The organism is Marinobacterium aestuariivivens (assembly GCF_042661465.1).
GTDB lineage: Bacteria > Pseudomonadota > Gammaproteobacteria > Pseudomonadales > Balneatricaceae > Marinobacterium_A > Marinobacterium_A aestuariivivens.
This window is the reverse complement of record NZ_JBHSWE010000001.1, coordinates 1,971,182-1,997,804: the sequence shown is the minus strand read 5'-3', so window position 1 is coordinate 1,997,804 and position 26,623 is coordinate 1,971,182. Positions and strand designations below refer to the sequence as shown.

The following is a 26,623-nucleotide window of genomic DNA, read 5'->3' as shown; positions in this document are numbered from 1 at the left end:
ATGCTCAGGCGCCTGATCGGCCACCATGTGCTGGCCAACTTGCTGTTCGTGCTGGTACTCGTCGTCGGCGCCCTGGCCTACAACCTGTTGCCGCGGCAGCAGGACCCGACCATCAACTTCAACTGGATCGTCGTCACCACGGTGCTGCCGGGCGCCTCGGCCGAGGATGTCGAGCGCCGGGTCACCGACCCCCTCGAGGAAGCGATCGAGGGGTTATCCGATATAAAGTTCGCGTCGTCCAACAGCCGCGAAGGCGTTTCCAGCCTGCTGGTGCGCTTCGAGGATATCGATGCGCGCACCTTCGACAAGCGGGTCAACGACCTGCGTCGGGAAATCCAGAACGTCGAGGATGAACTGCCGGCCGCGGCGGTCGATCCGGTGATCCTCGAGCTGACCACTGCCAATGCCTTTCCCAGCGTCACCCTGGCGGTGACCGCCGAGGCCGACGACGAGAACCTGCGCCTGCAGGCGCGCAGCATCGAGCGCGACCTGGAGAGCCTGGCCGGCGTCGACCGGGTCGATCCGATCGGCCTCGACGATCCCGAGCTGCAAGTGAACTTCGATGCCGCCGCGTTACAGGCACTGCAGCTGTCGCCGACGCGGCTCGCCGACAGCGTGGCGCTCTGGTTCCGCGATATTTCAGCCGGCACCGTCGATGTCGGCGGCACCCGCTGGCTGGTGCGCCTGGCCGGAAGGGACGCCGCCCCCGACCGTGTGAAGCAGATTCCGCTGGTGGGCCTCGATGGCAGCGAGATCGCGCTGGAGCGGGTTGCCGAGGTGGTGCGGGCACGGGAAAAGGCCAGTCAGGACGCCGTCATCGACGGTCGGCCCGCGGTCGTGATGGCGGTGATGAAGCAGGGTGAAACCAATACCCTGGAACTGGTCGAGCGGGTCCAGGCCTATATGGACGAGCGCAATGAGCTGAGCGTTCAGACCGGCGTCGAGCTGGTGATGGTCGACGACCAGACCATTCCCACCCGCAATGCCATCGGCCTGATGCAGAACAACGCCCTCATCGGCCTGCTGCTGGTGCTGCTGGTCGCCTGGCTGTTCCTGGGCACACGCATTGCGCTGCTGACCGCCATCGGCATTCCGTTCGTGCTGGCCGGCACCTTCTGGGTGCTCTGGGGCATCGGCGAGACCCTCAATGTCACGGTGCTGCTCGGCGTGGTGATCGTGCTTGGCATGCTGGTGGACGATGCGGTGGTCGTGGTCGAGTCGATCTACCAGCGGCTGCAGCAGGGCGAGCCGGTGCTCGACGCCGCGGTGGCGTCGCTGCGCGAGGTCGGTCCGCCGGTGACCAGTGCCGTGCTGACGACGATGGCGGCGTTCCTGCCACTGATGCTGCTGCCCGGCATTCTCGGCGATTTCATGCGGGTGATTCCGATGGTGGTGACCATCGCGCTGGCGATCTCGCTGATCGAGGCGTTCTGGATGCTGCCGGCCCATATCACGGTGGCGCGTATCGACCTGAGTCACCCCGGGCGCATGCAGCGCTGGCGCATCCGCACGACCCGTCGGGTGCAGATCTTCTATATCCGGGTACTGATCAGGGCGCTGCGCCGCCCGGTATTGACGCTATCGCTGATGGTGGCGCTCTTTGCCGGTTCGCTGGGGGTGGTCGGCTCAGGGCTGATCAAGATGGATTTCTTCGCCTCCGATCCGCTGCGGCTGTTCTACGTCAATATCGAGATGCCGCCCCAGACGCCGCTGGAACAGACCCTGGACAAGGTGCGCGAGGCCGAGCAGCGGGTGCGCGCCCACCTGCAACCGGCGGACATGCGCGCCGTGGTCGGCTATGCCGGCCAGCAGTTCACCGAGACGGCACCGCAGTTCGGCGAGCACTACGGCCAGGTACTGGTCGGGCTGCAGCCCAGGCGTGACGACAACCGCTCCGTCGATGAGCTGATCGCGGCGATCCGGCCCGATATCGATACCCTGGCAGGTCCCGTCAACGTCTCCTTCCTGCGCCTGGCCGGAGGGCCGCCGGTCTCGAAACCGATCAACATCAAGGTGCGGGGCGACGATTATGGCGAGATACGGGCCGCAGCCGATGCGCTGCTGGCGCGGATGGCGACCATCGAGGCGATCATCGATATCAGCGACGATGCCGGGGGCGGGCGCATGACGCTGCACCTGACGCCCGATTACGATGCCATTACCCGTGCGGGACTGTCGCCGTCCGAGGTGTTGCGCAGCGCCAGCCTGCTGGTGGACGGCGAGGTCGTGGGTGATATGCAGTACCAGGGCGACAAACTCGAGGTGCGGGTGCGTGCCCGGCCGCAGCGTTACGAGGAGATCGATCAGTGGCTCGATTTCCGTCTGCCGACGCCCGACGGAGGCCGGTGCCGCTGTCGACCCTGGTGCAAGCAGAACGCAGGCCCGGGCTCGGCAATATCCGTCACTACAACTTTCGCCGCGCCATCACCCTCGAGGCGGATCTGGCGAAGGACGGGGAGCTCGATACGGTGGCCGCCAACCGGCTGTTGCAGGACTACTGGGAGCAGGAGCTGCAGGGGCGATTCGCCAATGTCGATCTCGACTTTTCCGGCGAGCTGGACGATATCCAGGAGAGCATCGATGCGATCGCGGTGCTGTTCATTTTCGGCGTCGGACTGATGTACCTGATACTGGGCACCCAGTTCGGCAGCTACTGGCAGCCGGTGATGATCCTGGCAACGGTGCCGATGGCCTTTACCGGGGTGGTGCTGGGGCTGCTGCTGAGCCAGAATCCGCTCAGTCTGTTCACGATGTACGGCGTGGTGGCGCTGGCCGGCATCGCGGTCAATGCGGCCATCGTGCTGATCTCGGCCGCCAACAGCCGCATCGACAGCGGCATGAGCGTGCTGCATGCGACGCTGTATGCCGCCCGCCGACGGGTGATACCGATCCTGATAACCTCGCTGACCACCATCGCCGGGCTGTTTTCGCTGGCGACCGGGCTCGGCGGCGAGTCCCTGGTCTGGGGGCCGGTCGCAACCGCCATCGTCAGCGGCCTGGCATTTTCGACGGTGCTGACGCTGCTGGTGATCCCGACGCTGTACCGGCTCTCGATGACCGGCGCCGTGCGTCGCCGCCGGGCGGGTAGTCGGTGACGCGTTACGCGTCACGAATCCCGCCGGGCCTCGTCCAGCCGTGCCAGCAGCTGCGTCGCAGGCATCGGCCGTCCGAGCAGGTAGCCCTGGCCGTGGCTTGCCTGCATCTGGCGCAGCGCCTGCAGCTGAGCATCGGTTTCGATGCCCTCGGCAATGGTCTCGATGCCCAGTGAACGGGACAGCGCCAGGATCGCCTCGACAACCGGGAACTGGCCGCCGGGGTGCAGGTCGTCTATAAAGCTGCGATCGATCTTGAGACCGTCGATGGGCAGGTTGGTCAGGTAGCTGAGCGACGAATAGCCGGTGCCGAAGTCGTCGATCAGCACCCGCAGCCCGGCCTGCTGCCAGTGCCGGAGGGTTTCACTGCTCTTGCCGACATCGCGCATCATCGTTGTTTCGGTGATCTCGATACGCAGGTTGGCCGCCGGAACCCCCTCGTGCGCCAGGATCTCGAGCACGCCATCCCGCAGACTGTCCGACTGCAGTGCGACTCCCGAAACATTGAACGTGAGCTTGAAGTCCGGCGCCTGCGGCAGAAAGCGATCGCGCAACTCCCGGCAGGCCTGTGTCAGCACCCAGAGGGTGAGGGCTTCGATACGGTCGGTTTCTTCGACGATGGGGATAAAGCGTCCTGGCGGAATCAGCCCCTGCTCCGGGTGCCGCCAGCGCAGCAGCGCTTCGGCACCGGTCAGGCGGTCGTGCTGCAGGTCGAATATCGGCTGGTACTCCAGGAACAGCTGGTTTTCGCTCAGCGCCCGGTCTATTCCCTGCAGCACCGTCAAATGCTCGTGCACCTGCAGGTTCATTGTCGGTTCGAAGAAGCAGAAACGGTGTCTGCCTGCCTGCTTGGCTGCGTACATGGCGATATCGGCATGTCGCATCAGGTCAATCAGGCTGTTGCTGTCGTCCGGGTAGAGGGTGATGCCGATGCTGGCCGTGACCTGGAACTGCTGGCCGCAGACTGCAAGCGGCTCGGCCAGCAGCCCGGCGATGCGATCGGCAATGGTGCCGGCGCTGTCCGGATGTTCGAGGTGTGGTATCACCAGGGTGAATTCGTCGCCGCCGAGGCGCGCCAGCAGCGGCGGGCTTTCCCGCTGCAGGCTTTCCACCAGGCGTTCCAGCCGGGCGGCGACGGTTTTCAATACCTGGTCGCCAACGGCATGCCCGGCACTGTCGTTGACACGCTTGAAATGATCCAGGTCGATAAACAGCATTGCCAGCCTTTCGCCGCCCCAGTCGATCAGGCGCTCCAGCTCCTGTTGCAGCAAATGCCGGTTCGCCAATCCCGTGAGCGGATCGCGGTAGGCCATGCGGGAAATGGTCTTGTGGCTGTGATGCACGCGCAGGCGCATCTGCTCGAGGGCGTCCGCCAGCACTCCGATTTCATCGTCCCGCTGCAGGCTGAAGCGGATACTGTCGTCGTTGGCCTTGAAGTTGCGGCTGCGCGATGCCAGCTCCAGCAGTGGCTGGGTCAGGCGCCGGCTGGCGCCGAGGAAAGCAGCAGCGTCAGCACCATCAGCGCCAGGAACGCCAGCAGCAACCCGGCCATGACCTGCTGTCGCACGGTCTCGAATGACAGCCTGAGCCGTGTCGACATTGACTCGATATCGGCCTGGGCATCGCTGTAGGACACCGAGAAGCGCACGGCGCCGAAGGTGGTGCTGTCGGAGCGGATCGGATAGGCAACGTGCATGAGCCGGTCCAGTTCCCGTGCCGAGGGACTGAAGTCGTCGCCGAGCCCGGACGGGATCATCTGGTCGACCGGTGCGCCGTAGTGGAGTATTTCCGCGGTGCCGTCATGGATGACGTGGCGATCGGAGCCGTAGACATAGATGTAACCGATATCCGCCTTTTCCCTCAGATGCTGCAGGATTTCCTCGATGGCGCTGAAGTCGCTGTGGTAGAGCGGCTGCTCCAGGTTTTCGGCGAGCGTTTCCCCCAGCAGCAGCGCGTCTCGTGCCAGCTGCCGGGCAACGCTCTGCTCGATCGCCTGCTGACTTGTCAGGTTGACCTGTTCATAGACGGTTTGCAGCACATAGAGCGCGAACAGCAGCAACAGACTGCAGGTGCCGAAAGTGATAAGCGCCAGCGTGGCGCCGTAGCGGGTGCTGAGAGATCGGCGCAGCGGCGTTACCATGAACGGCTGTTCTCATAGATATCATGCAGCAGTTGCAGATCGCCCGGTTGCAAGGGGGCGAAGCCGGTGGTGTGTTCGTAACGGGCCAGAATATCGGTGGCGCCGGAGCCCGCCATGCCGAGGAGCAGTTTGCGCAGCCCGTCGGCCAGCTCGAGGGCAAGACCGGGTGAAACCAGCTCCATGGCGCGGGGATATTGCACAGAACGGTAGATAATCCGCAGGTCCTGCCGGAGGGCGTCGGGCACTCGTTTCGGGTTCTCCCAGTCACTGTTGTTCAGGGCCCCGGCACTGACCAGGGACTTGTGCACCCAGAGGGCATTGTTCTTTTCGTTGCGGCTGAACAGGTAGCCGACCCGGTCAGTATCCGGTGCCTGACCGATGGTTTCGAGCGCGGTCAGCTGCAACCCCGCCTGCTCGAGTATCAGGCGCGGCACGAAGTAGCTGCTGAAGGACTCGGGATGCTCGAACGCGATCCGCTTGCCGGCCAGATCGCCGATTTCCCGAATCGCGGAGTCGGCATGGGTATAGATCAGGGTCTGATAGTACTGCTGGCCCCGTTTCCATTTGCGCAGCAGCGGCCGGGCGCCGGCCTCGCGAACCAGTCGCGCGGCGGTGTAGGGGGTCTCTGTCACCCAGTCCACCTCTCCTGCCTGCATTGCGGCGATCAAGGCTTCGGCGCTGTCGAAGAGTCGAACCTCGCCGCTGCTGATGCCCAGCGAGGTCAGGTGGGCCGCAGCATAGTCGACCATCGGTCTCAGTTCGTCCAGATCCTTGCCGGGGCGGTCGCTGATCTGGCCAAGCACGAGGGGTTTGGCCTGCCCCAAGGGGCTGGCGACCAGCAGCATAATCAGGAGAAGCTGTTTGAAAAGTCGCAACGTCGGTTCCATGTCACTGCAGCACTGCCGAAGCTACAAAAGTAATGGAAACCTGTCGCTAAAAAAGACCCGCCGGATTTGCGATCAATTCCGGCGGGCAGGGGGCCGTCCGGCGTTCAGGCCAGCTCCAGAACCCGGTCGACCAGCTTGTTGATGCCGGAAGCGGCCTCGAGGATGGAGCCGGCCAGCATGTAGGCCGGGGTGGTGATGACCCGGGCCTGCTGGTCCTCGACGATGGCATCGACACCGCAGTTCTCATGCACGCCGCCCATGCGCTCGATCGCTCCGGCAACGCCCTCGTCGTTTCCGATGGTGCAGCGGATACCCTTGCCCAGCAGCTGCGGAATCAGGGCCGGGGCGATGCAGATAAAACCGACCGGCTTGCCGGCCCCGTGCATCGCCCGGGCAAAACGCGTGACATCCGGGTTGACGCTGCACCGGTCGCCCGCGAGGGCAAAATCCGAGAGGTTCTTGGCGGCGCCGAAACCGCCCGGCACGATCAGGGCATCGTAGTCGTCGGCACTGGCGGTGCTGATATCGATGATCCGGCCGCGGGCCAGGCGTGCGGCTTCCTGCAGCACGTTGCGGCTTTCCCCGGCAACGGCTCGCCACTGAGGTGGTCGATCACATGCAGCTGGGGAATGTCCGGTGCCATGCACTGGTATTGTGCGCCCTGCTGTTCGAGGCGCAGCAGCGTCAGTACCGATTCGTAGATTTCGGAGCCGTCGTAGACGCCGCATCCCGAAAGAATGACTGCGACTTTTTTCATCCTGAATCTCCCTGTTGGTTGGTTCACGCAGGCTGGCTTATCATAGTCCAGATACAGCCTGTTCCGGCACCTGGCCGGAGCTGTCATTATTCTGTCATCAGATTTGCGTCCAATTGCCAGTCCAACGAGAGGTGCCTGCCCCGTGGCCTTTAACGACAGCCAGCGTTACTTTCCTGATACCCGCCTGCGGCGGATGCGCGCCGACGATTTCTCCCGCCGGCTGATGCGCGAGTCCCGCCTCACCCCGGACGATCTTATCTATCCGGTGTTCGTCATCGAAGGCGACAACCGCACCGAGCAGGTGGCGTCGATGCCGGGTGTCGAGCGCATGAGCATCGACCGCCTGGTGAAGGAAGCGCGCCTGCTGGAGTCCCTCGGAGTGCCGGCCATGGCGCTTTTCCCGGTGACACCGGCCGGCGCCAAGTCGGAATTCGCCGAGGAGGCCTATAATCCCGACGGCCTGGCGCAGCGTGCGGTGAAGGCGCTGAAGGATGCCTGTCCGGACCTGGGCGTGATCACCGATGTGGCACTCGATCCGTTCACCATTCACGGTCAGGACGGCATTATCGACGAGCGCGGTTATGTGATCAACGACCGTACCGTCGAGACGCTGGTGCGCCAGGCGCTCTCCCATGCCGCCGCCGGTGCCGATGTGGTGGCCCCGAGCGACATGATGGATGGCCGCATCGCCGCGATCCGGGAAGAGCTTGAAATGGAAGGTCACGTCAATACACGAATCATGGCCTATTCTGCCAAGTATGCGAGCGCTTACTACGGGCCTTTTCGGGATGCCGTCGGCTCAGCGGCGAATCTGGGCAAGGGCAACAAGTTCGGCTACCAGATGGATCCGGCCAACAGCAACGAGGCGCTGCACGAAGTCGGCCTCGACCTGGCCGAAGGCGCCGACATGGTGATGGTCAAGCCCGGTATGCCCTATCTCGATATCGTGCGCCGGGTGAAGGACGAGTTCCAGGTGCCGACCTTTGTCTATCAGGTCAGCGGCGAATACGCGATGCACATGGCGGCCTTCCAGAATGGCTGGCTGGACGAGCGCGCCGTGATGCTGGAGTCGCTGCTGGCCTTCAAGCGTGCCGGCGCCGACGGCGTGCTGACCTATTTTGCCAAGAAGGCAGCGCAGCTGCTGAACGAAGCTTAGCCCAGTATGAAATACTGGGCCAAGAGCGATGCAAGGATGCATCGCCATTGGCTGGAAGCCAATGCGAGCCCTTGAAAATAAAGGGATTTCGCAAAATCCCGCCCAATTTTCAGGGCGACAGCGAAACAGGCTGGGACGCCGGTTTCGCTGCGGTGTCATAACCCGTTGCTCGCGGGGCCGGAGCAATGGATAGCGAGGAGTACAGGGGATGAATAATCCGATAGCGGACGCGGCCGGCGAAGAGGTGGTACTACTGGATCAGGCCGAGGCGACCCAGGCGCTGCTGGAGTCGCGCGAGAGCCTGGCCATTACCGAGCCGGTGGAGCAGTTGCCGGTCGATCTGAAGGCGCCCGAACTTTATATCAACCGCGAACTGAGCCATCTGCAGTTCAACGTGCGGGTACTGGAGCAGGCACTGGATCCGAACTATCCACTGCTCGAGCGGCTGATGTTTCTGCTGATCTTCTCCAGCAACCTGGACGAGTTCTTCGAGATCCGCGTCGCCGATCAGCTGCGACAGCTCAAGTACGGCCGCGAGGCCGTCGGCCCCGATGCGATGCATCCGCAGAAGGTGCTGGAACGTATCCGCGAGATCTGCGACCTCAATGTCGCGCGCCAGTACAAGATCCTCAACGAGATCATCTTCCCGGAGATGGCCTCCCAGGGCATTCGCTTTATCCGCCGCGCCGACTGGAGCGAGGCGCAGCGTGCCTGGGTCAAGGATTACTTCGAGCAGAACGTGGTGCCGGTCATCAGTCCGATCGGGCTGGACCCGTCGCATCCGTTCCCGCGTCTGGTCAACAAGAGCCTGAACTTCATCGTGCAGCTCGACGGCAAGGATGCCTTCGGTCGCGAGACCGGGCTGGCGATCATTCCGGCGCCGCGCTCGCTGCCCCGGCTGATACGACTGCCCGACGAACTCTGCGACGGTGGCGACAACCTGGTATTCCTGTCGTCGATGATCCACGAATTCGCCGAGGACCTCTTCCCCGGCATGACGATCGAAGGCTGCTACCAGTTTCGCATTACCCGCAATGCCGACCTGACCTTCGACTTCGAGGAGATCGAGGATCTGGCCCGCACCCTCAAGGGCGAGCTGCATTCGCGCAAGTACGGCGATGCGGTGCGGCTCGAGGTCGACAACCGTACACCCGAGGAGTACATCCGCTTCCTGCAGGAAGAGTTCACCCTGAACGACAGCCAGGTCTACCGCGTCGACGGCCCGGTCAACCTGACCCGGCTGATGGCGGTGCGCGACCTGGTGGAGCGCCCGGATCTGCGCTGGAAGCCCTTCTCGCCGGGCATTCCGAACAAGCTCAAGGACGAAAAGAGCATCTTCGAGAGCATTGCCTCCAGCGACCAGCTGCTGCTGCATCCCTTCCAGTCGTTTTCGCCGGTGGTGGATTTGCTGCGCCAGGCCGCCAAGGACCCCAAGGTGGTGGCGATCAAGCAGACGCTCTACCGTACCGGGGTCAAGTCCGATATCGTCAACGCCCTGGTCGAGGCGGCGCGCAACGGCAAGGAGGTCACGGTGGTGATCGAGCTGCGGGCGCGCTTCGACGAAGAGAGCAACCTGCATCTGGCCAGCCGGCTGCAGGAGGCCGGCTGTCTGGTGGTCTACGGCGTGGTGGGGTACAAGTGCCATGCCAAGGCGGTACTGATCGTGCGCCAGGAAGGCGGCAAGCTGGTGCGCTACTGCCACCTGGGGACCGGCAACTACCACTCCGGCACCGCGCGCCTGTACACCGATTACAGCTTTATCACCGCCGACCAGGAGATGGGCGAGGACGTGCACAAGGTGTTTCAGCAGCTGACCGGCATGGGCAAGATTCAGCGGCTGAAAAAGCTCCACAATGCGCCGTTCACGCTGCATGCCAAGATGCTCGAGCTGATCCAGCGCGAGGCCAAGAACGCCAAGGCCGGCAAGCCGGCCCGAATCATCGTCAAGGTCAACGGTCTGACCGAGCCGAAGATGATCCGCTATCTCTACGAGGCGTCGCAGGCCGGTGTGCAGATCGACCTGGTGGTGCGCGGCATGTGCCGGCTGCGTCCGGGACTCGAGGGCATCTCGGAGAATATCCGGGTGGTGTCGATCATCGGCCGCTTCCTCGAGCATACCCGGGTCTACTACTTCGAGAATGCCGGCGGCAAGCCGGAGGTGTTCTGTTCCAGCGCCGACTGGATGGAACGCAACATGCTTCACCGTGTCGAGACCGGCTTCCAGCTGTCGGGCAAGCATGCCGAGCGTATCAAGCGCGAACTGGACTTTTACCTGCAGGACAACACCCAGAGCTGGGAACTGGCCTCGGACGGCAGTTACACCCTGCTCCAGCCGGCCGAAGGCGAAGCGCCTTTCAGCGCCCAGCAGCAGCTGATGAGTGAATATGCCAGTTAGACCACAGGTTGGGTGGAGTGCCGAAGGCGCGAAACCCAACAACCGCTCTGCCAACCGGCACCAATCGATCAGCAATACGATCGATATGGCGGGTTTCGCGATGCGCTTTCCCGTAGGTTGGGTGGAGCGGCGTAGCAGCGAAACCCAACAACCGCTCTGCCAGCCGACACCAATCGATCTGCAATACGATCGATATGGCGGGTGCCGCGATGCCCATGCAAGGTGCGAAACGTTTCGACTGGCTGTGGTGCATCGCTCTACCCACCCTCCACACTCTTCGCTTCCCACTCAGCCTTCCCGCCGCTACACTTCCTCTCAATACCGGCAAAATGGCAGGGCTTTTCCGGGCCCAAAAGTTGCCTTTTGCCGAATTTTAAGGACAATGGCGTCCCTCTCGGGGTTCTGAAGCTTTCCGGACCCCGATAACAGAATTATGGGCGCGGGCTATATCGGGCATTGCGCGTCACCTGGGGTGGTCAAGCAGTGATCCTGCATGCAGCCGCCGCGACTATGGGCGATAACGGAATCTACAAGATGTCCCAAGCGCAAACAGCTCTCGAGCTGGTCGACATTCACAAATCCTATGGTGAGCTCAAAGTCCTGAAGGGCATATCCCTCGAGGCGCGGGATGGCGACGTCATCTCCATCCTGGGCTCGAGCGGCTCCGGCAAAAGCACCCTGCTGCGTTGCATCAACCTGCTTGAAAGGCCCAACGCCGGCCAGATCCGGGTGGCGGGCGAAGAACTGGCGCTCAAGCCCGGCAAGGATGGTGCCCTCGATGCGGTAAACCGCAAACAGCTTGAGTCGATGCGCTCGCGTATCGGCTTCGTGTTCCAGAACTTCAATCTCTGGCCCCATAAAACCATTCTCGAAAATATCATCGAGGCGCCGATGCAGGTGCTCCGGCAGTCGCGTGCCCAGGCCGTGGCACGGGCCGAGGAACTGCTCGAACGCGTCGGGCTGCTCGACAAGGCGAAGGCCTACCCCGGCAATCTCTCGGGGGCAGCAGCAGCGGATCGCCATCGCCCGGGCGCTGGCGATGGATCCCCAGGTGCTGCTGTTCGACGAGCCGACCTCCGCCCTCGATCCGGAGCTGGTCAACGAGGTGCTGGCGGTGATGCGCTCCCTGGCAGACGAGGGGCGCACCATGCTGATCGTGACCCACGAGATGCGCTTCGCGCGCGACGTATCGAGCCAGGTCGTGTTCCTGCACCAGGGACAGATCGAGGAGATGGGGCCGCCGGAACAGCTGTTCGGCAACCCGCAGTCCCAACGTGTGCGCGACTTCATGTCGAGCCACCTGTCCTGAACCAGGTCCATGGAGGGACTGTGTGCAAAAAATGCAGGAGCAATTTTTTGCCAGGTCCATGGAGGGACTGTGTGCAAAAAATGCAGGAGCAATTTTTTGCCAGGTCCAGGGACGGACTGTGTGCCGCTCACTACAACAAGAAGGCATGAGCAATTTTTTGCCAAGAAGAAGAAAACCCTCAGCGAGAGACGAGAACCATGAGTATGCGCAAACTGATCGCCACCCTGTCACTGGTTGCCGGCAGCCTGATGGCTGCGGCGCCCGCCCAGGCTGAAACCATTCGCATCGCCACCGAAGGTGCCTATGCCCCCTTCAACATGATCGACGAGAGCGGCGAGCTGAAGGGCTTCGATGTCGATATCGCCAAAGCGCTCTGCGACCAGATGAAGGCCGACTGCGAGCTGGTGGCCCAGATTGGGACGGCATCATCCCCGGCCTGCTGACCCGGAAGTACGATGCCATCGTCGCCTCGATGTCGATTACCGATGAGCGCCTGCGGGTGGTGGATTTCACCGACCGTTACTACTCCAACGTACTGGCCTTCGTCGCGGCCAGGGGCGAGGCGCTTGACACCTCCGAAGAGGGCCTGAAAGGCAAGGTCGTCGGAGCCCAGCGGGCGACCATCGCCGGTCAGTACCTTGAAGACAATCTCGGCGATGTCGTTGGCGTCAAGCTTTACGATACCCAGGACAACGCCTATCTCGACCTGGCGGCAGGCCGTCTGGATGCGCTGCTGTCCGACAAGTTCCCGGCTTACGACTGGCTGCAGAGCGAAGCGGGGCAGGGTTATGAGTTCAAGGGCTCGGATATCGACATCGATGACGAGATCGCCATCGCCGTACGCAAGGGCGATCCGCTGAAAGAGAAGTTCAACGCCGCGATCAAGGCCATTATCGAAAATGGCACCTACGAGCAGATCAACGCCAAGTACTTCCCGTTCTCCATCTACTGATAGCGGCGGCCCGCGTTCGGCACAGGGAGGTGCCGGTGCGGTCTCCGCAACAGGACTTCCGTTAATGGATCTTCAAGGTTTCGGTCATCTGCTGCTCTCCGGTGCCTGGGTAACCCTGAAGCTGGCGCTGGCCAGCCTCTGCGTCGGCCTTGTTTTCGGTCTGATCGGGGCCGCGGCGAAGCTGTCGGGATTGCGCGTCGCACGTTTTCTGGGAACCCTCTATACCACCCTGGTACGCGGCATTCCGGAGCTGTTGCTGGTGCTGACGATCTATTTTGGCGGCTCGATGCTGCTGATGTGGATCGCCGGCTGGTTCGGCTATGAGGCCTATATCGAGATCAGCGCGTTCGTCGCCGGCGTTACGGCGCTGTCGATAGCCTTCGGTGCCTATGCCACCGAGGTGTTTCGCGCCGCGATTCAGGAGCTGCCCAAGGGACAGTGGGAGTCGGCCTATGCGCTGGGGATGACCCGCCGCAAAACTTTCTTTCGCATTATCCTGCCGCAGGTCTGGCGCCTGGCGCTGCCGGGGCTCGGCAACCTTTTCCAGGTGCTGCTCAAGGATACGGCGCTGATATCGGTGGTCGGGCTCGACGAGCTGATGCGCCAGGCCTATGTGGCCTCCGGCTATACCAAGGAGCCTTTTACCTTCTATATGGCGGCGGCCTTTATCTACCTTGGCCTGACGGTCGTCGCCACCGGCATCACCCTGATGCTGGAACGGGCCAGCAATCCTGTCAGCCGGGGGCCAGGGCATGAATGCGGCAATGACGGGAACGCGAGCCATGGGGGAGACAGGCCGATGAGCTGGGACTGGAGCATTATCCTGCAATACCTGCCGCGCCTGCTCGACGGGGCCTTGCTGACGCTGGAGCTGGTGGCCATCTCGGGCCTGATCGGCATCCTGATCGCGGTGCCGCTGGCGCTGCTGCGGGTATCGCCGAACCCTGGGTGCGGGCGCTGCCCTTCGCCTATATCTTCTTCTTCCGCGGGACACCGCTGCTGGTGCAGATCTTCCTGATCTACTACGGCGCGTCCCAGTTCGAGGCGGTCAAGCAGTCGGTTTTCTGGAACGTGCTGAGCGAGCCCTACTGGTGCGCCATCATCGCCTTTTCGATGAACACCGCCGCCTACAGCGCCGAGCTGATACGTGGTGCCATCCAGGCGATCCCGCGCGGCGAGCTGGAGGCGGCGGAGGCGTTGGGCATGAGCCGTCCGCTGCAGGTGCGCCGCATCGTGCTGCCACGGGCCTTTGGCATCGTGCTGCCGGCCTACGGCAATGAACTGATCCTGATGCTCAAGGGCAGCTCCCTGGCCTCGACCATTACCCTGCTCGACCTGACCGGCATGGCGCGGACGATCATTGCGCGCACCTACACGCCGCTGGAGATCTTCTTCGCTGCCGGCATGATCTATCTGCTGATCAGCGCCTGCTTCATCGGTGGCTTCCGTCTGCTTGAGCGGCGCCTGAACCGCTACCAGCACTACCGCCACCATATCCCGCACGAAATGGCCGAGGTCGATCCGCGGCTGCAGGACTAGGGATTGGCAACCGTAGGGTGCAATGAGTGCCGAAGGCACGAATTCCACCGGTGGTTGCAGTTTACTCCGGCACCAGGCTCAAACAGGCCTCGCCGGTGGCAGATAGTCCCGGTGGAATTCGCAGGCTCATTCCACCCTACAAGTCTTGGATACCCTTGAGAATCTCTTGATAGCCCGCCCGGTAATCGGGGTAGCGAAAGCGATAACCGCTGGCCTTGAGGCGGGCGTTGCTGCAGCGCTTGCTGCCGCCGCGGCGAATGGGCCTGCGTTCGCGGATCTCGATGCCGAGCTGCTCCGCCAGCCATTCCATCACCTCGTGCAGTGGCGCCGGTTCGTCGTCGCTGGCCAGATACAGCGGCTCCAGGCTTTCACCTCGCAGGGCTATGGTGATCAGGTGGGCCAGGATGCCGGCGCAATCGTCGCGGTGTATGCGGTTGCTGTAGTGCACCGGCGACGCCGGGGCCGCGACGCCGCTCCTGACCTGATTGATCAGGTGGTTGCGCCCCGGGCCGTAGATGCCGCTGAAACGCACCACCGTCGCCGCCATGCCACTGTCGTGCGCCAGCCGTTCGGCCTCCAGCATGACCTTCCCGCTGAAGCGTTCCGGCTGCGCCGGACTCGTCTCGTCGACCCGGCCGCCGTCGGCCTGGTGATAGACCCCGCTGCTGGAAGTGAAGAACAGATGTCGTGGCCGTGCCGGCAATGCTTCGAGCAGGTTCCGCAGGCCCTCGATATAGGCCGCGCGATAGCCGGCCTCGTCATGCTGGCTGGCGGCGGCACAGTACACGAGGATATCGCAGGCCGGCAGGCGGCCGGTCAGTGATGTCGGGTCGGTCAGGTCTGCGGCAATGCCATGGATGCCTGCCGGCAGCTGGTTTATAGTACGGCGCAGGCCCTGGACGAAATGGCCGGCCGCGATGAGCTCCAGACCAAGCGCGCTGCCGACATCGCCGCAGCCCGCGATCAGTATCCGCTGCTTCTGCATACTCTGGTCTCCGATGACTTGGGCCGCCATCATAGCAAAGGAACCACCATGACGCTGACAGAACTGCGCTATATCGTTACCCTCGCCCGGGAGCAGCATTTCGGCCGGGCGGCCGAGCGCTGCTATGTCAGCCAGCCGACGCTGTCGATCGCGGTGAAGAAGCTCGAGGACGAGCTGGGCATTGCGCTGTTCGAACGCAGCAAGAACTCGGTGCGCCTGACGCCGACCGGCGAACGCATCGTGCAGCAGGCGCAGAAGGTGCTCGAACAGGCCGAGGCGATCAAGGATCTGGCTCAGCAGGGCAAGGATCAGCTGTCCAGCCCGCTGCGGGTGGGTGCCATTTACACCATCGGTCCCTACCTCTTCCCGCACCTGGTACCGGAAGTGCAGCGCCTGGCGCCGCAGATGCCGCTCTACATCGAGGAAAACTTCACCGAGACGCTGCGCGGCAAGATCCGCAACGGCGAACTCGACGCCATTATAGTCGCACTGCCGTTCAGCGAGCCCGATGTCCTGACCCGCCCGCTCTACGACGAGCCCTTCGTCATGCTGCTGCCCAGGCACCATCCCTGGGCCGAGCTCGAGGAGATCGACAGCCGGCGTCTCGACGAAGCCGAGCTGCTGCTGCTGGGCGAAGGCCACTGCTTCCGCGACCATGTGCTGGAGGCCTGTCCGACGCTGTCCCAGTCGCTGCATCAGCAGCACCATGTCACCGAGGGCAGTTCGCTGGAAACCATCCGCATGATGGTGGCGTCGGGACTCGGTACCAGTGTCCTGCCGCTGTCGGCGGTCGAGGGTCACTACCAGTCCGATCTGGTCGTGACGCGGCCCTTCAGACACCCTCAGCCGATGCGTACCGTCGCCATTGCCTGGCGCGCCAGTTTTCCCCGGCCCAAGGCAATCGACGTGCTGGTCGAGGCGCTGAGCCTCTGTCAGCTGAAAGAGGCCGAAGCCGCTTCATGACGCTGCCGCTATCCGAACAGCCGGTCACGGCGCTAAAGGGGTCGGTGCGGCGCTGGAACTCAAGCTGGAACGCCTGGGCATCCGTACTCTGCAGGACCTGATGTTTCATCTGCCGCTGCGTTACCAGGATCGCACCCGGGTGGTACCCATCGGTTCGCTGCGGCCGGGCGACGAGGCCGTGATCGCCGGCGAGGTCAAGGTTGCCGACCTGGTACAGGGACGGCGACGCGCCTTGCTGTGCCGTATCCAGGATGGCTCCGGGCTGATCAGCCTGCGCTTCTTCCATTTTTCCGCAGCGCAGAAAAACCAGCTCAGGCCCGGCGTGCGGCTACGCTGCTTCGGCGAGGCCAGGCCCGGCCCGGCGGGCCTCGAGATGGTGCATCCGGAATACCGGCGCATTGACGGCGACGCGGCGGTGACTGTCGATGACAGTCTGACGCCGATCTATCCGACCACCGAGGGGCTGCACCAGACCCGGCTGCGCAGCCTGGTGACACTGGCGCTGCAATCCCTGCAGTCGGGCGCGCTGCCGGATCTGCTGCCGGAAACATTGCGCACGCAGTGGGGACTGCCGGGGCTCGAGGAGTCGATCCGCTATCTGCACCAGCCGCCGGTCGATGCGGATCAGGAGCTGCTGCTGGCCGGGCGTCACCCCGCCCAGCGCCGGCTGGCGTTCGAGGAGCTGCTGGCCCACCACCTGTCGCTGCTCAAGCTGCGCCATCAGGCGCAGCATCAGGGTGCGCCGGTGCTGCGCTATCGCGGTGAGCTGATCCGGCCCTTTCTCGAAGCGTTGCCGTTTCCGCTGACCGGGGCCCAGAAACGGGTCTGCAACGAGGTGGCGCGGGATATGGCCAAGCCGGTGCCGATGCTGCGGCTGGTACAGGGCGATGTCGGCTCCGGCAAAACGGTGGTGGCGGCGATGGCTGCATTGCAGGCGGTGGAGAACGGCGTTCAGGCCGCGGTGATGGCGCCGACCGAGATTCTCGCCGAGCAGCACCATATCAACTTCGGCAACTGGCTCCAGCCGCTTGGCATCGAGGTGGCCTGGCTTGCCGGCAAGGTCAAGGGCAAGGCGCGGGAGAAGCAGCTGGCGGCCATCGCCGACGGCCAGGCCCGCGTCGTGGTCGGGACCCACGCACTGTTCCAGGATGACGTGCGCTTCCAGGATCTGGGGCTGGTGGTGGTCGACGAGCAGCACCGGTTCGGCGTACACCAGCGCCTCAGCCTGAGGGAAAAGGGGCGTAATGGTGAGCGGGCGCCGCACCAGCTGATCATGACGGCGACGCCGATTCCGCGCACCCTGACCATGAGCGCCTATGCCGATCTCGACTGTTCCATTATCGACGAGTTGCCGCCGGGGCGCACGCCGGTCAATACCGTGGTGATTGCCGACAGCCGCCGCGCCGAGGTCGTCGAGCGGGTGCGTCTGGCCTGTGCAGAAGGCCGTCAGGCCTACTGGGTCTGCACCCTGATCGAGGAGTCCGAAGCCCTGCAGTGCCAGGCGGCGGAAGTCACCGCCGAGCAGTTGCACGAGGCCCTGCCGGGCGTGCGCATCGGTCTGGTCCACGGGCGCATGAAGGCGGCCGAAAAGGCCGCGGTCATGGCACAGTTCAAGGCCGCCGAACTGGACCTGCTGGTGGCGACCACGGTGATCGAGGTCGGCGTCGATGTGCCCAATGCCAGCCTGATGATCATCGAAAATCCGGAACGGCTGGGGCTGGCCCAGCTGCACCAGTTGCGTGGCCGGGTCGGTCGCGGTTCGGTCGAGAGTTTCTGCGTGCTGATGTACCAGGCGCCGCTGTCGAAACAGGGGCGCGAGCGGCTGGCGGTGATGCGCGAGACCAATGACGGTTTTCGCATCGCCGAAAAGGATCTGGAACTGCGCGGTCCCGGCGAAGTGCTCGGCACCCGCCAGACCGGCATGATGCAGTTTCGCATCGCCGACCTGCAGCGCGATGCCGATCTGCTGCCGCGGGTACGTCAGGTGGCGACCCAGATCGAGCATGATGTACCGTTGAACGCCGCGGTGATCCGGCGCTGGCTCGGTCAGGGCGAGGAGTACGGTCAGGTTTAAGAAGCGGCACACGTCTACCGGGCACTGCTCCTGCGTTGCCGGCACAGCCGCGGGGCGGCCTCCCGCCATCCCTGGCGGTGACCTGCCGCTTAGCGCTTGCCGCTTTTTCACGGTAAACTCTGCAGACGTTTCTCACAGTCGTAACCATGAACGATCAGCCCTCCATCCTTGCTTCCGATCTGCCGCTCGAGCTGTTGCCGCTCGACATCGGTCCCTATCGCCGTGGCAATACCGGTATCGATTACTGCCACCGCTTCGACTCCGGCAAGCCGGGTCCGGATGTGGTCATTGTCAGCCTGACTCATGGCAACGAATTCTGCGGTGCCCACGCCCTCTGTGAACTGCTGGAACAGGATGTGCGGCCGCTACGCGGCAGCCTGACGCTGATCTTCAACAATGTGGCGGCCTATCAGCGCTTCGATCCGCAGCGTCCCTATGCCAGCCGCTGCGTCGACGAGGATGGCAACCGCGCCTGGCTGCCGGAGCGCCTGAAGCATCCTTCCAGCGAGGAGGCGAGGCGGTCGGCGAAGATAGCGCCGCTGCTGCTGGATGCCGACTTCGTGCTCGATCTGCATTCAACCAGCCATCCGGTCGCGCCGATGCTGATCTATCCGGAGCTGCCGGACTGCACGGCGCTGGCCGCGACCCTGGACTTCCCGTTCCCGCAGCTGCTGTACAAGCTTGGCAGCTACCACCCGGGCATGCTGATTTCCTATGCGATGCAGCACGGCCGTCGTGGCTGCCATGGGCTGGTGGCCGAGTGCGGCGCCCATTTCGCACTGGAAAGCGCCCAGCAGGCCCATGCCATCACCCGGCGTCTGCTCTGCCGCTTCCGCCTGCAGGAGCAGGATGCCATCGTGCCGCCCTGGGGTTACGAACCGGACCATACCGCGGGTCACTACCGCATCCGCGAAGTGATCGAGGCGCAGAGCGAGCACTTCCGTTTCGTTCGTGCCTATCGCGGGTTCGAACGCATCGAGCGGGGCGCGGTCTTCGCCCATGATCCGGACCCGCTGGTGGCGCCCTTCGACAACTGCATCCTGATCATGCCGGCGCGGATCCCGCTGTGCGGCGCCGAGGCCGTGACCCTCGCAGAATTTATCGGATAGCCTTATGCTGACCCAGGCCCAGAACGACCTTATCGAAAAGCAAATCGGGCGCAAGCCGCGCGGCATCGTGCGCATTGCCCACCAGACGGCCGAGGGCGTCCCGACGGTGCTGCAGATGCGCTCGCTGGTGGACAGCAGGCCCTTTCCGACCCTGTACTGGCTCTGTTCCCGCGATCTCTATCGTGCCATCGCCGAGATCGAGACCTCGGGCTGGGTCAAGCAGATCGAGTGGGAGCTGCAGCAGGACGATGATCTGCGCAAGGCCTACCGCCGCAACCACGAGGACTATGTGGCGCTGCGCTGGCAACTGATGGACCCGTCGGACCGCGCCTGTATCGAGCGTCTTGGCTTTACCCATCTGTTCGACCAGTACGGTATCGGCGGCATCGCCCAGTGGGACAAGGTGCGCTGCCTGCACATGCAGTACGCCCACCACCTGTGCGGTGACAACGTGATCGGGCAGCGCATGGATGCGGAGTTCGGGCTGAAGGAGCTGGTTATCAAGCTGTGACAGGTGACAAGTGACGCGTCACGATTTCCCCTTAACCCGACGTCCACAAAAAAGCAGGCCGAAGCCTGCTTCTTTGTGGAACGCTGACCGGAATCAGTTGCCGGTCAGGTTCTTGTACTTGATCATCAGCTGATCCTGGGTTTCGACGTGGTCCGGATCCTTCGGAATACAGTCGACAGGGCAGACTTCGACGCACTGCGGGGTGTCGTAGTGGCCGACGCACTCGGTGCACTTGCCAGGATCGATCTCATAGATCTCGTCGCCCGGAGAGATGGCCTCGTTCGGGCATTCAGGCTCGCATACATCACAGTTGATGCATTCGTCGGTAATCATCAATGCCATGGCTGGCTACCTCACTGACTACGAAAAGTTACGTTATTGCCCCAGACTTTCGCGCAATGCTTTTTCGACAGCGGGGTGAACGAATTTGCTCACATCGCCGCCAAGGCTGGCGATCTCCCGAATCAGGGTCGAAGAGATGAAGGACAGATGTTCCGCCGGGGTCAGGAACATGCTTTCGGCCTGTGGCGCCAGCTTGCGATTCATATTGGCCAGCTGGAACTCGTACTCGAAGTCCGAAACCGCTCTGAGTCCGCGCAGAATAATATTGGCGTTCTGCTCTTTCACCAGATTGGCCAGCAGGCTGTCAAATCCGATCACTTCGACATTCGGCAGGTGCCCCAGGACCTCTTTTGCCAGATCGACCCGCAAGTCCAGCGGCAAGAGAGGCGCCTTTTTCGGGCTGGCAGCCACTGAAACGATCACCCTGTCGAAAAGACGGGCGGCACGTTCCACCAGGTCCGTATGGCCGTTGGTGATCGGATCAAAGGTGCCGGGATAGACAGCGGTGTTCATATCGCTCTCACTGACGGTTATTCTGCCGGGAGTCTATTGCGAATGCGGCATGTTAGCGGAATTGGCATACGCGTACAAATACAATAATGGAATGTGTCTTTCCAGTTAGGTTATAAAAAGCATTCTCTTATATTCTGTAATGATATAAAAGTTTCGGAGGTTTCGATGGTACGGATTTCAGCGGTGCCCGGGCTCAGACTGCTGCCCCTGCTCGCGGTTTTTTCGCTGGCCGGGTGCGAGTCGATGCAGGCGGTCGACCGGGGGCTTTACCGGGCGGTGGACAGCGTCAGCGAACAGGACCGGGTCACCGGACAGCGCAGTCTTTCCTTCGCCGGTCGCCAGGGGCAGATACGCCAGGGCAATGCCGTGGTGGAGCAGCTGCTGCAGCAGGAGCTGCAGTCCGGTCGCAAGGTCAGTTCGGAGCTCGACGCGAGGCAGTACCGGCGTCTGGTCGGCATTTTCGATCGGGTGCAGCGCATCGGTCATCTGAGCGACGAGCGCTGGCAGGCGGTGCTGATCGACCGCCCCGAGTTCAACGCCTTCACCACCGGCGGCACCTATATAGTGGTGCACCTTGGTCTGATGCAGCAATTGCAGGACGATGACGAGGTGGCGGCCGTGGTCGCCCACGAGATCGCCCATACCGTCGCCAACCATGCCTTCGAGCGGCAGGGGCATCAGACGCTGACGACCCTTGCCGGTTCCGGGTCCGCCGGTCGGGACGGATACCAGGCCGCTTTCACCCATGAGAGCGAGCGCGAGGCGGATCGTATCGGTGTGCTCTACTCGGCACTGGCAGGCTTTGACCCGATGGCGGCCAGCCGCATCTGGGAGCGCCAGTACCGGCAGCAGGGCAATGCCCGCGGACTCTTCTTCCATACCCATCCGGTCAACAGTGAGCGGGCGGCGGAAAACCGCGAAACCGCCAGGCGGGTGATGACCTACTACAGCCCGGGGCGGGAGAATCCCCGCGCGGCCGAGCTGCTGCAGGACAACGTGCTCTGGCGCAAAAGTGCACCGGTGGTCGCTGCGGGCCAGGGCGGCGGTGTCGCAGCGCTGCTGGGGACCGCTCTGGGTGCCTATGTGCAGCACGAGGGGGCCCGGCAGGAAGAAGCGCGTCAGCAGCGGCAGATCGCATTCGTGGTGGCAGTCATGGAAGAGATGGAAAAGGTCTCGGAGACCGTGATCGACCAGCACAGCTGGCGGGTCCGCTGGCGTTATCGCGGGCAGGTGCCGCTGCAGGGCCTGGTGATGGGCGTGATGATCAGGGACGGGGCCGGCGAGGTGCAGCGATACATCGCGCCGGTTCCGGGTTCCCTGAGGCCAGGCCAGGCTTTCGGCACGGTCTTTGACATACCGGACTTCAAGGTCGGTGCCCTGAGCCGGATGCAGCTGAAATACTATGTCGACGATGCGCAGCCGCTGTAAACAAACTGTCATCTGACGGCTATAGATTGACGACAGCATGTAAAGGAACTGTCATGGAGTTGTCATAAGAATGGTCAGACGTTCAGCGGAAGAAGCGGCTCAAACGCGTCAGGCGCTGCTGCAGGCCGCTCTCGAGGTGTTCAGCGAAAAGGGTGCCGGCAACGGCACCCTGAAGGAGGTGGCCGCGAGAGCCGGTGTGACCCACGGCGCCCTTTACTGGCATTTCAACAACCGCGAAGCCGTGCTCCAGGCCTTGTTCGATGAGGCGGCGCTGCCCTTCGAACCCCATTATCTGGAGCAGTTGCAGGCATCCCGCCAGCATGCGCTCGAAGCCCTGGAGGCTTACCTGCTCGGGGTGCTGCGGGATATCAGCGACGACGAGCGGGCGCGCCAGCTGTACCGGTTGTTCTATACCGGCAGTGATACCTGTCCGGAACTGGCGGCCCTGGCGCCCCGTCGCCAGCAGGTGCTGCAGCAACCGGTGGCGCATATCCAGCATTTCCTCAAGCAGGCCCGCAAGCAGAAACAGGTCGGCCTCAAGAAAAGGGATCTCGAACCGATGGCGCGGGCGATTTGCTGCCTGCTGATCGGCGTGTGGCAGTCTGCCTGGCTGGCACCTTCGCTATTCAGCTGGCAGGAGCAGGGGCGACTGCTGATCGGCAATTGCCGCGCCGGTCTGGCGGCCGGCGCGCCTTAGGATGCCGTAGAGTGCAGCAACCACCATGGACGGTGGGAAGCCTGGTATTGCAGGAGCAAATGGCAGCGAAACGCATCATCTGTCGGGCGCTGGGTTTCGGACATCGTTGGGTTTCGCGCCTTCGGCACTCTACCCAACTGACTACATCTTTACGTCTTTACGTCTTTACGTCTTTACGTCTTTACGCGTCACGGGCTGCCTCAGGCTCGCGCACGAACAGCCGGTAGCTGACCTGGCCGGCGGTCTTGCTGCGCAGCTCGTGCCAGTTCTCCGGCAGGCGCGGCAGGCCGAGTTCCGTTTCGGCCTCGATATAGATCAGCGCCTGATCGGCCAGGAGATTGCGGGACTCGATCAGTTCGCAGGCCAGCGGCAGCAGGTCGCAGCGAAACGGCGGATCGAGAAACACCAGGTCGTAGCGCGGCTCCAGGTCGGTCTGGCGTGCGTTCAGCCAGTCCATCGCCGGCGCCTGGATCACTTCGGCATTGTCGGCCTTGAGGCGCTGCAGATTCTCCCGCAGCCGCTGTACCACCTGGGGGGCGTTGTCGACGAAGGTGGCACTGGCCGCCCCGCGGGACAGTGCCTCGAGGCCCAGGGCGCCGCTGCCGGCGAAGAGATCCAGGCAACGCGCGCCCGGCAGATAGGACTGCAGCCAGTTGAACAGCGTCTCCCGCACCCGGTCGGGTGTCGGCCGCAGTCCGGGCAGTTCCGGGAAGTTCAGCTTGCGCCCGCGCCATTCGCCGGCGATGATCCGCAGCTCGCCGTCGCCCGGGGCCGGCGCTCTCGTTTGTCCTCGGGATTTGTGGTTGTGTCGGCCCATCGAGTTCGAGTATCCAGTTGACAGTTTTCAGTTCACAGCGATTATGGTCGCCTCACGCCTCACGCCTCACGCCTCACGCCTCACGCCTCACGCCTCACGCCTAATTCAGCTCGATGCGTATCTGTGTCTCGGGATCGAGATACTGCGTTATTCGTGCCGCAATGTCACCCACCGGGACCTGCTCCAGCGTCCTTAGCTGGGTATCGAGCTGGCGGTCGGGCAGTCCGTAGAAGGCGATGGTTTCGAGTCGGTCCAGCTGGCCGTCCGGGGATCGCAGGCGGTCGCGGTAGTCCTGCAGCAGTTGCTCGCGCGCCAGTCCGATCAGGGCTCCGTCGGCCTGGTCGGCGAGCGGCTGCAGCGGCGGCGCTTCGCCCAGCAGGATCAGCGCCTGGTAGCCCTGGCGTCGCCAAGAGCGCCAGACCAGCCGGAACTCGAGGGCGGGCTGCTGCTCGAGCAGGTGCTGCAGGGCGGCGAGGGCGAGCCGTTCCCTGGCCTGCTCCTTGGACGCCTGACCATCGGTTACCGTGCCGAGCAGCAGCGCGTGGGGAAGACGGGGATCTTCGATCCGCAGTCTGATGATGCCGTCATGCAAATGGAGGCGTGACGCTTTGGCCGTCCCCTCTGAAATACTTTCCAGACCGATCGCCGCCGCCATTTCGGCCGCAGCGGGGCCGCCGAGCAGCACCAGTGGCGGCTGGCTGAACAGCCGCTGCTCGAATGCGTGCAGATGGCCGGGCGAGACCGGCTCCGAAGGTGTTTCACGCAGTGCCTCTTGCATCAGGTTCAGCAGCCGCTGGTCAGGGGTCTGGCTATCGAGATAGGCCTGAGCCCGCTGCTGCTCGAACCGCCGCTGCTGCCAGGCCGGATCTCCCGGCTGTGCCAGGGCAGCGAGCAGCGGCCCCAGCCTCGGCGCCGGCTGAGCGGCGGGCCACTGCAGCTTCAGTTGCAGCCGGTCGGTCAGCGCGGCCACCTCGCTGTTGTGCTGCGCCGGTAGCAGGGACTGGATTTCAGGCTGTTGCAGCCGGGCCTGCAAATGTTCGGCCAGTACCTGCTGCAGGATTCTCTGGGACGGCGTCAGGATGGCACCGCTATCGAACAACAGGCGCATTTCGTGCTCGGCCCGCTCCGGTTGCTCGAGCCAGTACAGCTTCAGTTCGGGACTTTGTTGGATCGCGGGCAGCTTGTCGGGACCGGCGGAGGCCAGCAGCAGAATCAGCCCCGGCAGCAGCCATATCAGTGCTTTCAGGTAGCGTCGGCTGAACAGCGGTTTGCGGGTTTCGGGCATCGGTCCTGGTCCTGTATCGCCGTCCTGCCGCGGTGAAATTTTACCGCGTGCCGCAACGCCGAGATCAAATAATGGCAGGCTCCTATGATAAGATATCGCGCTCCACAGAAAAGCTGCGCGGGGCGCCCGGATGGAAGTTTTATTCAGATGGCTGGTCGATAATGGCTGGAACCCCTCGGTCGTCACCTACGTCGGCGCGGCCGTTTTTCTGCTGATCATGATCACGATTTATATCTATATCCGGGGCGACAAGCGGTCCTGAGTGCCGCCCTCGTCCGGTTCAAGAGGTTGTCAGCCGGTTGAGGCGGGCGAAAAGCCCACTGCCGGCCCTGATAAGATCCGAGGACATTCGATGTTCAAGAAACTCAAATCCCTGTTCGACAAGTCCAGCGCCCCCGGGGCCGAGGACCCGCGCCCGGTCGCTGAAGAAGCGTCCGGCGACGCGCAGGAGCAGGATGCAGGAGCCCCGGAAGCGGCCGTCGCTGATGCGGTGCAGATCCTGGAACCGGAGCAGAAAGAGCCGCAGGCCGAGCCGGAAGCCGAGGCGCTGAAAGCCGCCGAGGACGTCACGGAACCGCCGCAAGCCGAAGCGACCGAAAAGGCCCCAGAGGCGTCGGTTGTGGAAGTGCTGCCGTCGGATGAAACATCTGCGGAACCGGAACCGGAACCGGAACCGGAACCGGAACCGGAACCGGTGACCGCTGCCGCGCCGGTCCTTGACAGCGCCGAGAGGAAAACGGGCATGTTCGCCCGTATCCGGGCCGGCCTGAGCCGGACCAAGGCCAATCTTGGCGAGAAGCTGGGCAACCTCTTCCTGGGCGCCAAGGAGATCGACGACGAGCTGCTGGAAGATATCGAAACCCTGCTGCTGACCGCCGATGTCGGCGTCGAGGCGACCACCGAGATCATCCAGCGGCTGACCGACCGGGTGGCGCGCAGGCAACTGGCCGATCCGGCGGCGCTGAAACAGGCGTTGCAGGAGGAACTGGCGTCGCTGCTGCACGAGGCTGAACAGCCACTGCAGATTCCAGCCGCCAAGACCCCGTATGTGATCCTGATGGTCGGCGTCAACGGTGTCGGCAAGACCACCACCATCGGCAAGCTGGCCAGGCGTTTCCAGGCCGAAGGCAAGTCGGTCATGCTGGCGGCCGGCGATACCTTCCGTGCTGCGGCTGTGGAGCAGTTGCAGGTCTGGGGCGAGCGCAACCGGGTACCGGTCGTGGCTCAGCATACCGGCGCCGACTCGGCATCGGTGCTGTTCGATGCATTGCAGTCGGCCAGGGCGCGGGGCACCGATGTACTGATCGCAGACACCGCGGGCCGCCTGCAGAACAAGGACAACCTGATGCAGGAGTTGCAGAAGGTGGTGCGGGTGATGCAGAAACTCGACCCCGAGGCGCCGCACGAAGTGATGCTGGTGCTGGACGCCGGTACGGGCCAGAATGCCATGAACCAGGCACGCATCTTCCGCGAAGCGGTCGGCGTCAGCGGCATCACCCTGACCAAGCTCGACGGTACCGCCAAGGGCGGTATCATCTTTGCCATCGCCAAGCAGCTGGGGCTGCCGATCCGCTTTATCGGCGTCGGCGAGCAGGTGGATGATCTGCGGCCCTTCCAGGCCGACGAATTCGTCAAGGCGCTGTTCGACTGAGTCTGGATATGGGTATTCCAT

22 protein-coding genes and 4 pseudogenes are annotated in these 26,623 nt (G+C 63.5%); 16 read left to right on the top strand and 10 right to left on the bottom strand.

Annotation, left to right across the window (positions count from 1 at the left end):
- Positions 1 to 3,095: pseudogene (locus ACFQDL_RS10410) on the top strand (efflux RND transporter permease subunit).
- 11 nt (positions 3,096 to 3,106) lie between these two features.
- On the opposite strand, the gene ACFQDL_RS10405 reads toward ACFQDL_RS10410, so the two are convergent.
- From ACFQDL_RS10405 to elbB, 5 genes and pseudogenes are all read right to left on the bottom strand, one after another.
- The gene (locus ACFQDL_RS10405; protein WP_379908956.1) at positions 3,107 to 4,471 is read right to left on the bottom strand and encodes a putative bifunctional diguanylate cyclase/phosphodiesterase; all 1,365 of its coding nucleotides are present in this window, start codon (positions 4,469 to 4,471) and stop codon (positions 3,107 to 3,109) included.
- 18 nt (positions 4,472 to 4,489) lie between these two features.
- Positions 4,490 to 4,549: pseudogene (locus tag ACFQDL_RS10400) on the bottom strand (hypothetical protein); the annotation flags it as partial.
- Between the two features lie 17 nt (positions 4,550 to 4,566).
- Positions 4,567 to 5,232 (bottom strand): hypothetical protein, encoded by a 666-nt coding sequence (locus tag ACFQDL_RS10395; protein WP_379908955.1) that lies wholly within the window; start codon positions 5,230 to 5,232, stop codon positions 4,567 to 4,569.
- A complete protein-coding gene (locus tag ACFQDL_RS10390) occupies positions 5,226 to 6,107 on the bottom strand; it encodes a phosphate/phosphite/phosphonate ABC transporter substrate-binding protein (RefSeq protein WP_379908954.1) in 882 nt (293 codons plus the stop codon). The genes ACFQDL_RS10395 and ACFQDL_RS10390 overlap by 7 nt, the downstream gene beginning before the upstream one ends.
- Positions 6,108 to 6,223: 116 nt before the next feature.
- Positions 6,224 to 6,876, bottom strand: a pseudogene (gene elbB, locus ACFQDL_RS10385) (isoprenoid biosynthesis glyoxalase ElbB).
- A 142-nt stretch (positions 6,877 to 7,018) separates the two neighbouring features.
- Here elbB and hemB point away from each other — a divergent pair.
- The 7 genes and pseudogenes from hemB to ACFQDL_RS10350 all read left to right on the top strand — a co-directional run bounded on the left by hemB (position 7,019) and on the right by ACFQDL_RS10350 (position 14,227).
- Complete coding sequence (hemB, locus tag ACFQDL_RS10380; RefSeq protein WP_379908953.1) at positions 7,019 to 8,032, top strand: porphobilinogen synthase; 1,014 nt, start codon at positions 7,019 to 7,021, stop codon at positions 8,030 to 8,032.
- A 208-nt stretch (positions 8,033 to 8,240) separates the two neighbouring features.
- The gene (gene ppk1, locus ACFQDL_RS10375; protein ID WP_379908952.1) at positions 8,241 to 10,427 is read left to right on the top strand and encodes a polyphosphate kinase 1; all 2,187 of its coding nucleotides are present in this window, start codon (positions 8,241 to 8,243) and stop codon (positions 10,425 to 10,427) included.
- Between the two features lie 534 nt (positions 10,428 to 10,961).
- A pseudogene (locus ACFQDL_RS10370) lies at positions 10,962 to 11,736 on the top strand (ABC transporter ATP-binding protein).
- Positions 11,737 to 11,933: 197 nt separating this feature from the next.
- Positions 11,934 to 12,179: a transporter substrate-binding domain-containing protein gene (locus ACFQDL_RS10365; protein WP_379908951.1), complete on the top strand. Its 246-nt coding sequence runs from the start codon at positions 11,934 to 11,936 to the stop codon at positions 12,177 to 12,179.
- Positions 12,110 to 12,688, top strand: a complete 579-nt coding sequence (locus ACFQDL_RS10360; RefSeq protein WP_379913003.1) for a transporter substrate-binding domain-containing protein — start codon at positions 12,110 to 12,112, stop codon at positions 12,686 to 12,688. Before ACFQDL_RS10365 ends, ACFQDL_RS10360 begins: the two co-directional genes overlap by 70 nt.
- A gap of 64 nt (positions 12,689 to 12,752) precedes the next feature.
- On the top strand, positions 12,753 to 13,706 hold the full coding sequence (locus tag ACFQDL_RS10355; RefSeq protein ID WP_379908949.1) for an ABC transporter permease subunit: 954 nt from the start codon (positions 12,753 to 12,755) through the stop codon (positions 13,704 to 13,706).
- Positions 13,637 to 14,227: an ABC transporter permease gene (locus ACFQDL_RS10350; protein ID WP_379908948.1), complete on the top strand. Its 591-nt coding sequence runs from the start codon at positions 13,637 to 13,639 to the stop codon at positions 14,225 to 14,227. Before ACFQDL_RS10355 ends, ACFQDL_RS10350 begins: the two co-directional genes overlap by 70 nt.
- A gap of 136 nt (positions 14,228 to 14,363) precedes the next feature.
- Here ACFQDL_RS10350 and ACFQDL_RS10345 read toward each other — a convergent pair whose 3' ends face one another.
- Positions 14,364 to 15,245: an SDR family oxidoreductase gene (locus tag ACFQDL_RS10345; protein ID WP_379908946.1), complete on the bottom strand. Its 882-nt coding sequence runs from the start codon at positions 15,243 to 15,245 to the stop codon at positions 14,364 to 14,366.
- Positions 15,246 to 15,260: 15 nt separating this feature from the next.
- Between ACFQDL_RS10345 and ACFQDL_RS10340 the strand changes: the two genes are divergently transcribed.
- The 4 genes from ACFQDL_RS10340 (at position 15,261) to ACFQDL_RS10325 (ending at position 19,869) form a co-directional block, all read left to right on the top strand.
- Positions 15,261 to 16,175, top strand: coding sequence for a hydrogen peroxide-inducible genes activator (locus tag ACFQDL_RS10340; protein WP_379908945.1), 915 nt, complete (start codon positions 15,261 to 15,263; stop codon positions 16,173 to 16,175).
- Positions 16,176 to 16,185: 10 nt separating this feature from the next.
- Positions 16,186 to 18,249 carry an ATP-dependent DNA helicase RecG gene (gene recG, locus ACFQDL_RS10335; protein ID WP_379913001.1) on the top strand — a complete coding sequence of 688 codons (2,064 nt, stop codon included), beginning with the start codon at positions 16,186 to 16,188 and terminating at the stop codon, positions 18,247 to 18,249.
- Between the two features lie 146 nt (positions 18,250 to 18,395).
- Positions 18,396 to 19,358 carry a M14 family metallopeptidase gene (locus ACFQDL_RS10330; RefSeq protein WP_379908943.1) on the top strand — a complete coding sequence of 321 codons (963 nt, stop codon included), beginning with the start codon at positions 18,396 to 18,398 and terminating at the stop codon, positions 19,356 to 19,358.
- 4 nt (positions 19,359 to 19,362) lie between these two features.
- Positions 19,363 to 19,869, top strand: a complete 507-nt coding sequence (locus tag ACFQDL_RS10325) for a DUF501 domain-containing protein (protein ID WP_379908942.1) — start codon at positions 19,363 to 19,365, stop codon at positions 19,867 to 19,869.
- Positions 19,870 to 19,962: 93 nt separating this feature from the next.
- Here the strand turns inward: ACFQDL_RS10325 and ACFQDL_RS10320 are convergent, their stop codons facing one another.
- Both ACFQDL_RS10320 and coaD read right to left on the bottom strand, forming a co-directional pair.
- Positions 19,963 to 20,211, bottom strand: a complete 249-nt coding sequence (locus ACFQDL_RS10320; RefSeq protein ID WP_379908941.1) for a YfhL family 4Fe-4S dicluster ferredoxin — start codon at positions 20,209 to 20,211, stop codon at positions 19,963 to 19,965.
- Between the two features lie 33 nt (positions 20,212 to 20,244).
- A complete protein-coding gene (gene coaD, locus ACFQDL_RS10315) occupies positions 20,245 to 20,724 on the bottom strand; it encodes a pantetheine-phosphate adenylyltransferase (RefSeq protein WP_379908940.1) in 480 nt (159 codons plus the stop codon).
- Between the two features lie 165 nt (positions 20,725 to 20,889).
- On the opposite strand from coaD, the gene ACFQDL_RS10310 reads away from it, so the two are divergent.
- Together ACFQDL_RS10310 and ACFQDL_RS10305 are read left to right on the top strand one after the other, a co-directional pair.
- Positions 20,890 to 22,152, top strand: a complete 1,263-nt coding sequence (locus tag ACFQDL_RS10310; RefSeq protein ID WP_379908938.1) for a M48 family metallopeptidase — start codon at positions 20,890 to 20,892, stop codon at positions 22,150 to 22,152.
- Between the two features lie 70 nt (positions 22,153 to 22,222).
- A complete protein-coding gene (locus tag ACFQDL_RS10305) occupies positions 22,223 to 22,849 on the top strand; it encodes a TetR/AcrR family transcriptional regulator (RefSeq protein WP_379908937.1) in 627 nt (208 codons plus the stop codon).
- 181 nt (positions 22,850 to 23,030) lie between these two features.
- Here ACFQDL_RS10305 and rsmD read toward each other — a convergent pair whose 3' ends face one another.
- Together rsmD and ACFQDL_RS10295 are read right to left on the bottom strand one after the other, a co-directional pair.
- Positions 23,031 to 23,666 (bottom strand): 16S rRNA (guanine(966)-N(2))-methyltransferase RsmD, encoded by a 636-nt coding sequence (rsmD, locus tag ACFQDL_RS10300; protein WP_379908935.1) that lies wholly within the window; start codon positions 23,664 to 23,666, stop codon positions 23,031 to 23,033.
- A gap of 100 nt (positions 23,667 to 23,766) precedes the next feature.
- Positions 23,767 to 24,951, bottom strand: coding sequence for a hypothetical protein (locus tag ACFQDL_RS10295; protein ID WP_379908933.1), 1,185 nt, complete (start codon positions 24,949 to 24,951; stop codon positions 23,767 to 23,769).
- A 130-nt stretch (positions 24,952 to 25,081) separates the two neighbouring features.
- On the opposite strand from ACFQDL_RS10295, the gene ACFQDL_RS10290 reads away from it, so the two are divergent.
- Both ACFQDL_RS10290 and ftsY read left to right on the top strand, forming a co-directional pair.
- Positions 25,082 to 25,213 carry a hypothetical protein gene (locus tag ACFQDL_RS10290; RefSeq protein ID WP_379908932.1) on the top strand — a complete coding sequence of 44 codons (132 nt, stop codon included), beginning with the start codon at positions 25,082 to 25,084 and terminating at the stop codon, positions 25,211 to 25,213.
- A gap of 90 nt (positions 25,214 to 25,303) precedes the next feature.
- Positions 25,304 to 26,602: a signal recognition particle-docking protein FtsY gene (ftsY, locus tag ACFQDL_RS10285; RefSeq protein ID WP_379908931.1), complete on the top strand. Its 1,299-nt coding sequence runs from the start codon at positions 25,304 to 25,306 to the stop codon at positions 26,600 to 26,602.
- The last annotated feature ends 21 nt before the right edge of the window (positions 26,603 to 26,623 follow it).

Excerpts from the sequence above, each read along its gene's own strand:
- ACFQDL_RS10395 (WP_379908955.1), bottom strand. The coding sequence starts at position 5,232 with ATGGTAACGCCGCTGCGCCGATCTCTCAGCACCCGCTACGGCGCCACG.
- ACFQDL_RS10330 (WP_379908943.1), top strand. The coding sequence starts at position 18,396 with ATGAACGATCAGCCCTCCATCCTTGCTTCCGATCTGCCGCTCGAGCTG.
- rsmD (WP_379908935.1), bottom strand. The coding sequence starts at position 23,666 with ATGGGCCGACACAACCACAAATCCCGAGGACAAACGAGAGCGCCGGCC.
- ACFQDL_RS10295 (WP_379908933.1), bottom strand. The coding sequence starts at position 24,951 with ATGCCCGAAACCCGCAAACCGCTGTTCAGCCGACGCTACCTGAAAGCA.
- ACFQDL_RS10310 (WP_379908938.1), top strand. The coding sequence starts at position 20,890 with ATGGTACGGATTTCAGCGGTGCCCGGGCTCAGACTGCTGCCCCTGCTC.
- ACFQDL_RS10355 (WP_379908949.1), top strand. The coding sequence starts at position 12,753 with ATGGATCTTCAAGGTTTCGGTCATCTGCTGCTCTCCGGTGCCTGGGTA.
- ACFQDL_RS10365 (WP_379908951.1), top strand. The coding sequence starts at position 11,934 with ATGAGTATGCGCAAACTGATCGCCACCCTGTCACTGGTTGCCGGCAGC.
- ACFQDL_RS10345 (WP_379908946.1), bottom strand. The coding sequence starts at position 15,245 with ATGATGGCGGCCCAAGTCATCGGAGACCAGAGTATGCAGAAGCAGCGG.
- ppk1 (WP_379908952.1), top strand. The coding sequence starts at position 8,241 with ATGAATAATCCGATAGCGGACGCGGCCGGCGAAGAGGTGGTACTACTG.
- ACFQDL_RS10320 (WP_379908941.1), bottom strand. The coding sequence starts at position 20,211 with ATGGCATTGATGATTACCGACGAATGCATCAACTGTGATGTATGCGAG.
- ACFQDL_RS10325 (WP_379908942.1), top strand. The coding sequence starts at position 19,363 with ATGCTGACCCAGGCCCAGAACGACCTTATCGAAAAGCAAATCGGGCGC.
- ftsY (WP_379908931.1), top strand. The coding sequence starts at position 25,304 with ATGTTCAAGAAACTCAAATCCCTGTTCGACAAGTCCAGCGCCCCCGGG.
- ACFQDL_RS10290 (WP_379908932.1), top strand. The coding sequence starts at position 25,082 with ATGGAAGTTTTATTCAGATGGCTGGTCGATAATGGCTGGAACCCCTCG.
- ACFQDL_RS10340 (WP_379908945.1), top strand. The coding sequence starts at position 15,261 with ATGACGCTGACAGAACTGCGCTATATCGTTACCCTCGCCCGGGAGCAG.
- ACFQDL_RS10305 (WP_379908937.1), top strand. The coding sequence starts at position 22,223 with ATGGTCAGACGTTCAGCGGAAGAAGCGGCTCAAACGCGTCAGGCGCTG.
- coaD (WP_379908940.1), bottom strand. The coding sequence starts at position 20,724 with ATGAACACCGCTGTCTATCCCGGCACCTTTGATCCGATCACCAACGGC.